Genomic DNA, 12,705 nt, shown 5'->3' on the forward strand with positions numbered 1-12,705 from the left:
TATATTTTTTGCAGTTTAATAAGATTAAGTGCCTGAAGGGCATTTTATTTTTTTAATGACGAACTTTAGATGACCTAAAAAATGTTTAGTATAAACTTTTCTAGTGGTGGTAAAATAAACTTTAGAGTAATTACCAGGTTTTAATATTTAACAATCTTTCCCGTTGTGGGAGGAGTTCAATATGTTCTTTTTGTTGGTCATACCTTTTACCTTGTTTGGGTGGATTTTACTTTTACCAGTTAAAGTCTCTTTAGATTACTTTCGTATCAACCAGGATGATAATTTGAAAATTCAAGTGGAAGCTCTTTTTGGTTTGATTCATTATCGTTTGGAGATATCATATGTTGAAATTCGTCGTCGTTTCCTCTTTCCGGTCCTTAGATTGCAGGCTGAGTTTTTTGGTGCCAAGGGAAAGAAAAAAGATGAGGAAGTTAAAGAAGAATTTGGGGTCCACACTTTCAATTTAAGAGAAATCATTAAAAAAATTAAATTTTTATTAAAGATTACTAATCAATTTGAAGCTTTAATGGAAATGATGAAAACTTTCCGCAAGGAAGATCGTCACAACAAAGAAGTACGGATGGAGAATGTAGTAGTTTACCGTGTTCTGGGTATGTTAGGAATGGGTCTAAGAGGGGACTGTAGAAAACTGGTCTGGCATACATATTTTGGTTTTCCTGATGCTGCTGTAACTGGAATAGCCACAGGTTTGATCTGGGCAGGGAAATCAATTTTTCTTGATCTATTATCACTGGTCTGTAATATGAAGACTGACCCCCAGATTTCTGTGACTCCACATTTTGAAAAACCTGGATTGGAGATGAGATTTGAAAGCATATTTAGTATCCGAATAGGAAATATTATGATTGCAGGGTTAAAGATATTCCTGAGTGAATATAAAAGGAGGGTAAAAAGTAGATGGCCAACCATCCAATTGAGGCATTAATGAGTTCAGTAATGGAGAATATCAAAGGAATGGTAGATGTTAATACAATCGTTGGTGATCCGGTGGAGACAGTCAATGGAGAAGTGATAATTCCCATATCCAGGGTTAGCTTTGGTTTTGCCGTTGGCGGTGGTGATTATATAATGAAGAGCGGTAGCAGTGGAAAAGATAAGGAAAGTAATGCTATCCCCTTTGGTGGAGGTAGTGGCGCCGGAGTAAGTCTAAGTCCGGTTGCTTTTCTGGTGGTAGGTAAAGAACAGGTGCGTCTATTACCGGTTACCAATAATGCCGTTGTTGAGCGTTTAATCAATACTGCACCTGAGCTAATACGTGAAGTTAAAGATATGTTAGGGCAAAAGAAACAACATTCTGGGGATAAACAGTAAAAGATATCAATTAGGGAGGCCCTTTAAAAAAGGTCTCTCTTTTTTACTGGATGATAAAAAGAATAATTACTTTGTTTTATGAAAAAATTAAAAATTATTGTTTTTGAGTAATAATATATATGAGCTAATAACTAAATAATAAAAAATGTAATCAGGAGGAAGTATGGATGGGTATAAAAATTATCAATCGTGATTATAGTATTTTGTAATATTACTGCAAAAAGTAAATTTTTCATTTCAAAAGAAATTTTTCGAACTATCTAAAGTTCAATTTTAGTCGAAATAAGGCCTCATCACATTTTGTGATGAGGCCATTCTTTTTAATCTTATTAAGATGGTTTAACGAAAAATTTCAATAGTGCTCAAAATTAGCTTTTTGCAGTTTAATCATGAATAATTTTTTCATGAAAGAATATACTTTATTATAGTTAAAAAATAGGAGTGGAATTTATGGAACCAATTAAAGATTTACAGAAAGTAATAGGCAAGGGGGTTATTATGACCTTCTTGCTATCTTTACTTTTGGCTATCTATCCAGAAGTGACAGAAGCATCCCTCTATGTTACAGCTGATGCAGCTATTGTCATTGATGCAGAAACTGGGAAAGTACTCTACGGTAAAAATATTCATAAGCGCCGCCCACCAGCAAGTACTACAAAGATTATGACAACCATTCTTGCAATCGAATTAGGCCAGCTTGAGGACAGAGTCAAAGCCAGTCCACGGGCGGCATCAACTGGCGGTTCATCTATATGGTTAGAGGCTGGAGAAGTTTTAACTTTAGAAGAACTGCTTTATGGTGTTATGCTCAGCTCAGGAAATGATGCATCTGTGGCAGTGGCCGAACATATTGCAGGTAGTGTGGAAGAATTTGCAGTATTGATGAATCAGAAGGCAAAAGAGGTAGGGGCTTTAAATACTACTTTTCAAAATCCTCACGGTTTACCTGATAATCAACACCTGACCACAGCTTATGATCTGGCAATGATTATGCGTTATGCCATGCAAAATGAAATTTTTCGTAAATTGACGGCTACTAAGTATAAAACCATTTCATGGCCTGTTCATAGGTGGGATAGGGGTTTGCGCAATCATAATAAACTTCTCTGGATGTATCCAGATTGTGATGGTGGAAAGACAGGTTATACCAGGGCTGCAGGTCGTTGTCTGGTATCGACAGCTAAACGAAACGGTCGGCGGGTAATTGCAGTAGTTCTCCATGCTGACCAGCTCTGGCAGGATTCTATTAAACTATTAGATTATGGTCTTGACAATTTCTCCAATGTAACTTTATTTAAAAAAGGTGAACTGCTTTATACTGTTGAAATTCCCGAGAGTCGTGAAAAAGTACTAAAGATGGTTGCACCCAGGGATTTTGTTGTTACAGTTCCAAAAGGACAGGACTTTAAAGTAACCACTACTATTTCAGTGAAAGAAAATCTCCAGCTGCCCATTTTAGCCGGGCAGAAAGTAGGCAGTGTGGAGATTCATATAAATGGAGAAAAAGTGGGTCAGCGGGATCTTATCGCATTAGAAGAAGTGACAGAAATGTCACTGGTTCAACGCTTCTGGAGATGGATTTCGTTGATTATTAAGACATTTGCATAAAAAAGTCAGGCCGTTTATGGTTTTATTTAGTTAATGCCATAGAAGTTATACTTTAATCCCTGGCATCAACAAATTTTCCTTATTTCGATTGAGATCGAACTTTAGATGATTCGAAAAATTTCCTTTCAAGCGAAAAATTAGCTTTGTGCAGTGCCCCAAGAACATTTTGTTCCTAATGCTTTTAATTGACTTTTTCCAGTAAAAGAAGTACAATTAATTTTGTAAACTTGTTCTATATAGTTTATAACCAGACCAGTTTGAGAGTTTATTTGGAGGTGTCATTTTAATGAGCCACATTCATATACCTGATGGTGTATTACCGATAAGTTGGTGGGTCAGCGGTTATTTACTTACTGCTATCATGTTGATGATTGCTGTTTATAAATTAAAAAAAGAGGATTTGCGTAAAAAAGTTCCCTATCTTGGCGTGGTTTGTGCTCTGATGCTGATTACCATGTCTATTCCATTGGGTGCTTTACCTTTTCATATTAATTTAACGGTTTTAACAGGTATTCTGGTAGGACCATGGTTAGGATTTGTGGCTGTATTTATTGTTAATTTTTTGTTGAGTTTTATCGGTCACGGCGGAATTACAGTAGTTGGAATTAATACTCTAATTTTGGGATTGGAAGTTATGCTTGGTTCGTTTCTTTTCCGTGCATTTAGAAAAAAGTTAAAAGACCAGACTGCTGCAGGACTGGCTACCGGTTTAACACTATTGCTTTCTATTATTTTGATATTGACTCTTGTTGGTTTGTCCCAAATAGGCTGGGAATATGTTCTTTTACATGAACATCATGACCATACACTGGATGTAGAAGACGAACATGAACACGTTCAAAATACCATTACTGGCTTAAGATCCTTGATTAATGAAGTTTCTTTTCTCAATATCTCAGGCATTGGTGCCATTGTTATAATTCTTGTTATCGGGATTGGATTGGAAGTTCTGATTACAGTTTTAATGGTTAAATTTTTGAATCGGGTGAGACCTGATCTGCTTAAATAGGTCAAGATTTTATTTAAGATAATTCGAAGAATTTCTCAAGAAGCGAAAAATTAGCTTTTTGCAGTATAACCATTTAAGATTTTATTGAAGGGGAAATGTTGATATGGATCTGGCGTTTATCGATTTAACTGCTAATCAAGGAGATAGCGTGTTCCATAAAAGCTCTGCTGTCTCTAAGTTTTTATTTACCATCTGTATGATTATAGCTATAATTATAGCAAAACAACCGATACATTTGACTCTAATTTTGGTTTTATTGATTATTGGCTATCTTTTGGCCAGAATTTCCCTTTTAATAGTAGGACATTATGCTCTTTATCCGGCATTTTTTAGCATGGTTTTTGCGTTATTTAAATTCTCTTATTCTGTTGCTGCCGGGGTTACTGTCATTTTAAAAGCAGTTACAGCAGCCTTAGCACTGCTTTTACTTATATTTACCACACCCTATCTCCAGATTTTTGGTATTCTTGGTTATATTTTGCCCGATGTATTGGTTGATGGGATGTTTTTTACATATCGGATTTTCTTTATTCTGATTAAGGAAGTTCAGAATCTGTTAACCAATATTAAATTAAAGGGTGGTTATCATCCTTTTAATGTAATCTTTAATATAAAAAATCTAGCTGGTGCCCTTGGGGTACTTTTTATTCATTCTTTTGATTTAAGTGAGCGGATGTATAAGATTTTAATTGTCCGGGGTTATACTGGAAGTTTAAAAGTAAAAAGAAAGGTTAGTTTTCACTGGTGGGATTATCTATTGATACTGGTTGGAGTTATAGTAATTTTTGCGGTGGTGATTCTATGAGAGAAATTATTCGTATTAGATGCCTTAAACATATTTATCCTGATAAAACAGAGGTAAAAGTATGCGGTCTTGATTTTATTGTTCATGAAAGAGAACGGGTGGCGATCCTGGGTGAAAATGGATCGGGAAAGACAACCCTTTTGAATCATATTCTGGGTTTATTAAAGCCTGTTGAGGGTGAAATAACAGTTTTTGGCTGTGATCCTGTAAAAAATCAAAAAAAAGTGATTAAAAAAATTGGTGTAGTCTTTCAAAATGTGGATGAACAGATTATCGGTCCTACTGTTTATGATGATATTGCTTTTGCTCCCCGTAACTATGGTTTTCCAGAAGATCGGGTAGATAAGATGGTTAAGGAAGTAAGTGAGCGGATGGGGATAACTCATCTTTTACATAAAATTCCACATTATTTGAGCGGAGGCCAAAAGAAGAAAGTTGCCCTGGCTGGAGCTATGGTACTCAAGCCTGAGTTATTGATTTTGGACGAACCTTTTAACGGACTTGATCCCAAATCCAAAGAAGATATTATCAAACTTTTAAGAGAGATCAACTTAAGTTATGGAACTGCTCTTCTTTTAACTTCCCATGATATAAACTTTTTACCGGAGATTGTTGATAAGATTTATATACTCCATGATGGAAGAATTATCCGGTATGGTAGTGTAGAGGAAGTACTTCAGGAACGTGATTTTCTTTATCAGGTCTCACTTCGTCCTCCTATTTTAGTAGAACTCTTCTCCCGTTTAAGGAATCGGGGGATTGAAGTGGAGATTCCCATTAATATTGACCAGGCAGAGGTACAACTTCTAAATCTGTTAAAAAGTCGAGGTGAAGTACACTGGAACGGTTACAGAAAGTAATGGCACGGGCGGGTGTGGCTTCCCGCCGCAAATCGGAAAAGTTAATTATTGAAGGTAAGGTAAAGGTAAATGGAAAAGTTGTTAAGGAATTAGGAGTAAAAGTTGATCCTGAGAAAGATATAATTGAAGTTAATGGTAAACCCATTAAGAAAGAAAAACCTGTCTATATTATGCTGAATAAGCCTGCGGGCTATATCACAACTATGGATGACCCATTCGATCGGCCTATTGTTCTGGAATTGGTTAAAGATATTCCTCAACGTCTTCATTCAGTGGGTAGATTAGACTGTGATACTGAAGGACTTCTTTTGTTGACAAATGATGGTTCTTTAACCTATGCTTTAACCCATCCCAGCCATCAGATAGATAAGGTGTATTTGGTCAAAGTAAAAGGTTCTATTGATTCAGAAGCCATTGAAAAATTGGAAAAAGGTATTGAATTGGAGGACGGAATGACTGCTCCGGCCAGGGTGGAACTTATCAAACGAAAAAAAAATTATTCTGTTATTAAAATGACCATTCACGAAGGACGAAAGCGCCAGGTAAGAAGAATGATGGATGCTGTAGGATATCCGGTGTTGAAACTGAAGCGGATTAAATTAGGCCCATTGACATTAGGCGATTTAAAGCCAGGAAAGTATCGACATCTGTCACAAAAAGAAATAAAGGTTTTAAAAAAGATAGAGAAAAATGTGCGTAGTTAAGAAAATTCAGATATTTAAAGAAGGAATTTTGGTATTCATAGAGAATATATAAAATAATTAATTTGCCCTGAATTGATTGTAACCTCACTTTTAGCGAACGACTTTTACAAGTTACTATACACTTTCACCAAACTACATACAATTTAAAGGAGGAGAATAAGATGGAAGTATTAAAGGTATCATCACGCTCTCAACCAAAATCAGTGGCTGGTGCTCTGGCAGCAGTTATACGGGAAGAAGGTGCGGCCGAAATTCAAGCAATAGGTGCAGGTGCAGTCAATCAGGCTATTAAAGCTATTGCTATTGCTAGAGGTTTTGTAGCACCAAATGGAATTGATTTGATTACAATTCCTGCTTTTGCTGAGATTACCATTGATGATGAAGAGAGAACTGCAATTAAATTTATTGTAGAGCCAAGATAAGTTTATTTTCAAATAATTATTTAGAAATGTTTAAGTTAAACCTATCCCTTTCTAATGCGGATAGGTTTTTTTTTCGTTCACTTTTGTCTAAGGATATGGTACAATATATAAATAGGTATAAAACAGACGAAGGGGGGATGGCTTTGTTTCTGAAAAGGATTGAACTACACGGTTTTAAATCCTTTGCCGAATCAACTGTTGTCACCTTTGAACCCAGTATAACTGCAATCGTCGGTCCTAATGGAAGCGGTAAGAGTAATATAGTTGATGCCATCCGCTGGGTACTGGGAGAACAGAGTGCTAAAAATTTGCGTGGTTCCAAAATGGAAGATGTAATCTTTGCCGGTACAGATAAAAGAAAGCCGATGAATATTGCTGAAGTCCGGTTAATATTGGATAATTCAGATGGCACCTTACCTATTGAATTTAGTGAAGTGAGTATAGGACGGCGAGTTGATCGAAGTGGTCAGAGTGATTATCTTATTAACGGTACTGTCTGCCGTTTAAAGGATATAGAAGAATTACTTATGGATACAGGGATAGGCAAAGAAGCCTATTCCATCGTTAGTCAGGGAAAGGTTGATATGATTTTAAGTAGCAAACCGACTGACCGGCGTGAACTTTTTGAAGAAGCAGCAGGCATTATCAAATATAAAAATAGGAAGCGGGAAGCAGCAAAAAAACTGGAAGATACAGAGATTAATCTGGCCCGGGTTCAGGATATTATTCAGGAACTGGAACGCCAGGCTGAGCCTTTAAAGAAACAGGCAGAAGATGCACGTAAATACAAAGAATTTAAAAAAGAACTGAAAGAGTTAGAAGAATCACTTCTTTTAACTAATTGGTATCTTTATCAAAAAGAGCTGGATACATATGTGAGTGATCGGGATCGTCTTGCAAGGAATCTCAAAGAACGAGAGAATATGGTTAATGCTTTTGAAACTAAAGTGGACAAATTGCAAAATGAGTTAGATCAGGTTAAGGAATTGATTGATAAAAAACAGCAAGAGTATTTTGATTTAAAAACGCATCGTGAATCAATTGAGAACCAGATTAAGATGATTCATGAGAAGCTGAATAGTTTGCTTATGCAAAAAAAGAGAATTCGGGCCGAAATCTCTGAACGGGAGGATTCTCTTACAAGATATAAATCTGAGAAAGAAGAGATCAATCGAACATTAAGCGATCTTAAAAATAAAAAAGAAGAACTAAATCAATCAATTTTGGTGAAAAGTAAAAAGATAGATGAACTTAATGCTGAGATCAAGGCTGATCAAGAAAAGATAGACTTCTTAAAAAATGATTTAAAGGAATTTTTAAACCAGCGAAGCGAACTTAAAACTCAACTCAGTCGGTATCAGGATCAGGAAAGTAAATTAACAGAGCGAATAGATGAACTAATCCAATTACGTTCCCGCAATGATCGAAATTTAGATGAGGCAGTTACTCAACTTAATAAGGTGAAACAGGAGTTAAAACAGATTAATGAACGATTGGAACGTTTAAAAAGAGATGAGGAATACTTAAGACATCGTCAGGAAGAAGATCGGGCCAAATTGCAGAAGGTAGAGGAAGAATTTGCTTCTTTAAGGGAAAAACTTCATGGTGCCCAATCCAGATTGAAACTTTTAAATGATATGGAAGAATCTCTGCAAGGTTATTATCAGGGTGTAAAAAATGTTTTAAAGGCTAGAGACGAGCTTAAAGGGATTGTAGGGGTTGTAGCTGAACTTTTTGATGTGGACAAAGATAAAGAAAAGGCCATTGCTGCAGCTTTAGGCAGCGGTTTACAAAATATTGTTGTTGAAACAGGTGAAGATGCCAAAGAAGCTATTCAATATTTGAAAAGAACCCGTGGAGGAAGGGCTACCTTTTTACCATTAGATATGATTCAGGGTAAGCGGATGAAAGAACTGTCTGTTCTCAGTTCTATTGATGGTTATCTGGGGGTAGCTTCTGATTTTGTGCGGGCTGATGCCAGATTAACTTCGGTGGTTAATTATTTGCTGGGTCGGATTATTATTGCAAAGGATCTGGATTCTGCTTTGCAGATTTCCAGAGCCGTAAAGCAGAGATTTAGAATTGTTACTCTTGATGGTGATAATATTAATCCGGGTGGTGCAGTTAGCGGAGGTAGTAGCCAACAGCATAACCATAATCTGCTGGGTAGGAGTAGGGAGATAGAAGAATTAAGGGTTCAAGTAAACCATCTTAAAGAAGAACTTCAATTTCTGACTAAAAAAGGCCAGGAGCTTAAAAAACGGGTCTTAGAGCAGGAAGAAAAGCTTAACGAATGGCAGAAAGAGATTCACCAGCTGGAATTAAAGCGGGCTAATCTATTAAAAGATAAGCAGCAGTTGCAAAAGGATACTGAATATCAGGAAGATTTACTGAGCAATATGGACCAGGAGTTTGAATTCTGTCATGAGCAGCTGGGCAAATTTGATCACCAGATACAGCAATTAAAGACTGAGCTTGAACTTTTAAATAGTGAAAATGCCCGGAAAGAAGCTGAGTTAAAGGCATTAGAAGAAAAGGTTAACCAGAAAAGAGGGATAATTGATCAAATTCAGCTGGAGATTACCGAAATTCGGATCAAATTAGCCTCTTTAGATGAACAGGAGAAGGGATATTATAACCGTTTACAGCAAATTAAGGAATTGAAAGAAGAAATTAATCAAAAGATTGAGAAACTTAAGGATGAATGGCAGGAATTGGAGTCTAAAAAATTGGAATTGGAAGAACAGATAGAAGTCATTAAAAAGGATAAGGAGAAAGTTTTAGAAAAAGAAAAGGTTCTTGGCGATGAAGTTACTGATCTAAAGCAAAAGGAAAAGGACCTTGTAGGAGCATTTAGAAAAGAAGATGCCAGGGCCAGGAAAATTCGTCGTAAAGTAAATGAACTGACGAAAGAGATCAATCAATATGAAGTAAAAATTGCTGAGTATACTTCCAAACTGGAGAATATCAAAGAAGAGTTAAAAGAAGAGCATGGAATCGATCTGGAACATTATTGTAAGGAGATTAAACCTGTTGAAGATATTGAAAAGGTGGAAAAAAGGATAAAAAGCCTTAAATGGCGCCTTAAGGTTTTAGGTGCAGTTAATTTGACTGCTGAAGAAGAGTACGAAACTCTTACGAAAAGGTTAAATTTTATAAAAGAGCAGCATGATGATTTAATCAAAGCCCGAAAATCCTTAAATGAGATGATTTCAGAACTGGATGAAACTATAAAAGAACGTTTCTTAAAAACCTTTGAAAAAGTACAGGTGGAGTTTAAGGAGGTTTTTACCAGGCTTTTTGGTGGTGGTACTGCTGAGCTGAGTTTATCAGATCCTGATAATCTATTGGAAACGGGGATTGAAATTAATGCTCAGCCACCGGGGAAAAAACTCCAGAAACTCACTTTAATGTCTGGTGGTGAAAAAGCTTTAACTGCTTTAGCATTGATTTTTGCTTTTCTTAAGGTTAAGCCGAGTCCTTTCTACATTCTTGATGAGATTGATGCACCTTTAGATGAAGCTAATGTTGAACGTTTTGCTAATTTTGTCCGTGAATTTAGTTCGGTAGCTCAGTTTATCATTATCACCCACCGAAAACGGACCATGGCTGAAGCTGATGCTTTATATGGTGTAACCATGGAAGAATCCGGAGTATCTAAGCTGATCTCATACAAATTTGCTGAGAAAGTAAGCTAACTGCATATTCACTATTTACCAGTGATAGACTATTGATAAAGTACACATTTAAGAATAGACCATGGGAGGTAGATTATGAAGATTCAAGGGATTGCAAAACCGATTGTAGAACGAATGGTAGAACGGAGTAATGAGTTAGGTCAGGGGCGCGGTGTTGGAGCTATTGGTCTTATCAATGAAGATGGATATATAACAGCATGTTCTGAGATTGTTGATGGAGGGATTTCCGGTATCCCTTTCCGCCAGCTTCTTTCTAAGTTGGTTAATATGGACGGTCGCTCTCTTTTAGAAGGAATTAATCAGCTTGCTGATAATATTGCTCTTCTTTTTACGAGCCCGGGATCAACCGGAGTCATTGTGAGTACAGGTGCTATCAATTTATTTGATGTTCCTGTAGTTAATATAGGAATAAAGAGCGAAAAGATAATGGGAATAGGTATCCTTTATCCGAAAAAGCATTTTTTTGATCTGGCTACCCGTTCAGAGCAGGTGCAGATAGATATTCTGGGTGCTAAGAGCATGGAAGAAGAGCGGCAATTGATGAAAGCTTCTACCGAATTGAGGTTGGAGTATCTTGATATATCAGAAGAACTTCCAATGGTTGAAATGGAGGAGTCCAATTTTAATATTAATACCAGGGAATGGAAGCTTAAACGACTCCAGATTAACTCTATCGATAAAGCTTTTGTTGATGCTCTGGTAGCCAAATCTTCCAGTATAGAGCAGGGTCGGGAAGTTGCAGCTATGGGACTTGTAGATGAAAATGGACATGTTGTTCAGAAAGGTGAGATTGTTGTAGGTGGTATGGGTTATGTTCCTTCCCGGCTTTTAGCTTCCAGTTATACTGATATTAGCGGTAAATCTTTGCGTAGAGTCTATACTGAACAGATACCAGACAATGCTGTAATAGTTCATACCCATCCAGGTGGTACAGGAGTTATGCATATGGGTGATGCCATGGCTGGCCCGGGGACATGGGGCAGACCTATTATTGCTATTGGACACAATCAACATGGAGAAGTAAGAGGTGCTACTGTAATCGAGTTAGATCCAAGAGTTGCAGAATTAGCAGATGAATATGAAGAAGTTGGGCAAAAATTCTTTCTGGCTAAAACTCCGCAGGAGGAAGCTGAAATCCGGAAGAAAAGATTTGCCATAGCTCAGGAATATACTGACCTTTGTAAACCGATTGAAATCAAATGAGAAATAAGTTAGATGGGGAGGATAAAAATGTTAAGAAAGTTTTTTGGAAAAAACGAGACTGAACCTGTTGAAGAGGTTATGGAGGGTGAAGTAAAGGTTAAGGAAGAGAATAAGAAAGTGGGCTTTTTTGCACGGTTAAAAGAGGGTTTATCTAAAACCAGAAAAGGTTTTATCGATAAAGTGGAAACTCTCTTTACCGGAAGGGCTATTGATGATGAGTTTTTTGAAGAGTTAGAAGAGATTCTCATCCAGGCCGATGTAGGAGTTAAGACAACTATGAAACTGGTTGATGATCTCCGGGATATTGTGGATGAGAGACGAATTAAAGATACTGGAGAACTTAGGAGTATCTTTAAAGAAGAGATTGAAAAATTACTGGGTGAGCCTTCTCCTCTGGAATTTAAAGAAGGTCTTAATATTTTGATGGTTGTGGGAGTAAACGGGGTTGGTAAAACTACTACTATAGCCAAGATTGCTGATCGTTTAAAAAGAGAGGGTAAAAAGATTTTACTGGCTGCTGGAGATACTTTCAGGGCTGCAGCTATTGACCAGTTGAAGGTCTGGGGAAATCGGGTTGGTGTTGATGTAATTGCCCACTCTGAAGGTGCCGATGCCGGGGCAGTTGTATTTGATGCTATTCATGCTGCTCAATCCAGGGGAGTGGACTTACTGATTGTAGATACTGCTGGCCGGCTTCATACCCAGAAAAATTTGATGGAAGAGTTAAAAAAAGTGCGCCGTGTTATCGATAAAGAAGCAAATGATGCCTATGTTCAGGTTCTTCAGGTGGTTGATGCTACTACTGGTCAAAATGCCATCAATCAGGTAAAGCTCTTTAATGAAGCTGTTAAAGTGGATGGAATTGTTCTTACCAAACTGGATGGAACTGCCAAAGGCGGTATTGTTATTGCTATTAAAGATGAACTGGATATACCCATTAAGTTGATTGGGGTAGGAGAAAAGGCGGAAGATTTGCAGGACTTTAATCCAAAAGATTTTATCGCAGCACTTTTTGCAGAGGAATAAGATGCAATTAATCTCCCCATAAATAAGGGGAGTTCTTT

The 12,705-nt window shown here is 37.0% G+C and carries 11 protein-coding genes; all 11 read left to right on the forward strand.

Features of this window, described 5'->3' with window-relative positions:
- Positions 1-181: 181 nt before the first annotated feature.
- The 11 genes from BBF96_RS02310 (at position 182) to ftsY (ending at position 12,667) form a co-directional block, all read left to right on the forward strand.
- Positions 182-946, forward strand: coding sequence for a DUF2953 domain-containing protein (locus tag BBF96_RS02310; protein WP_127015660.1), 765 nt, complete (start codon positions 182-184; stop codon positions 944-946).
- Positions 919-1,332 carry a GerW family sporulation protein gene (gene ytfJ / locus BBF96_RS02315; RefSeq protein ID WP_127015661.1) on the forward strand — a complete coding sequence of 138 codons (414 nt, stop codon included), beginning with the start codon at positions 919-921 and terminating at the stop codon, positions 1,330-1,332. Before BBF96_RS02310 ends, ytfJ begins: the two co-directional genes overlap by 28 nt.
- Positions 1,333-1,782: 450 nt before the next feature.
- Positions 1,783-2,940, forward strand: a complete 1,158-nt coding sequence (locus tag BBF96_RS02320) for a D-alanyl-D-alanine carboxypeptidase family protein (RefSeq protein ID WP_236777864.1) — start codon at positions 1,783-1,785, stop codon at positions 2,938-2,940.
- Between the two features lie 286 nt (positions 2,941-3,226).
- Positions 3,227-3,949, forward strand: coding sequence for an energy-coupling factor ABC transporter permease (locus tag BBF96_RS02325; RefSeq protein ID WP_127015662.1), 723 nt, complete (start codon positions 3,227-3,229; stop codon positions 3,947-3,949).
- A 103-nt stretch (positions 3,950-4,052) separates the two neighbouring features.
- Positions 4,053-4,754, forward strand: a complete 702-nt coding sequence (locus BBF96_RS02330; protein WP_127015663.1) for an energy-coupling factor transporter transmembrane component T family protein — start codon at positions 4,053-4,055, stop codon at positions 4,752-4,754.
- Entirely contained in the window at positions 4,751-5,614 is an 864-nt protein-coding gene (locus BBF96_RS02335) for an energy-coupling factor ABC transporter ATP-binding protein (RefSeq protein ID WP_127015664.1), read from the forward strand. The genes BBF96_RS02330 and BBF96_RS02335 overlap by 4 nt, the downstream gene beginning before the upstream one ends.
- Positions 5,614-6,318 (forward strand): pseudouridine synthase, encoded by a 705-nt coding sequence (locus BBF96_RS02340; RefSeq protein ID WP_335876845.1) that lies wholly within the window; start codon positions 5,614-5,616, stop codon positions 6,316-6,318. Before BBF96_RS02335 ends, BBF96_RS02340 begins: the two co-directional genes overlap by 1 nt.
- Before the next feature lie 161 nt (positions 6,319-6,479).
- Entirely contained in the window at positions 6,480-6,740 is a 261-nt protein-coding gene (locus tag BBF96_RS02345; protein ID WP_127015666.1) for a stage V sporulation protein S, read from the forward strand.
- Positions 6,741-6,883: 143 nt separating this feature from the next.
- A complete protein-coding gene (smc, locus tag BBF96_RS02350; RefSeq protein ID WP_164730857.1) occupies positions 6,884-10,438 on the forward strand; it encodes a chromosome segregation protein SMC in 3,555 nt (1,184 codons plus the stop codon).
- 75 nt (positions 10,439-10,513) lie between these two features.
- Positions 10,514-11,641, forward strand: a complete 1,128-nt coding sequence (locus BBF96_RS02355; protein WP_127015668.1) for a peptidase S7 — start codon at positions 10,514-10,516, stop codon at positions 11,639-11,641.
- Positions 11,642-11,758: 117 nt separating this feature from the next.
- Positions 11,759-12,667, forward strand: a complete 909-nt coding sequence (gene ftsY / locus BBF96_RS02360; protein ID WP_418655009.1) for a signal recognition particle-docking protein FtsY — start codon at positions 11,759-11,761, stop codon at positions 12,665-12,667.
- Positions 12,668-12,705 lie beyond the last annotated feature (38 nt).

This window comes from Anoxybacter fermentans, assembly GCF_003991135.1.
Lineage (GTDB): Bacteria > Bacillota > Halanaerobiia > DY22613 > DY22613 > Anoxybacter > Anoxybacter fermentans.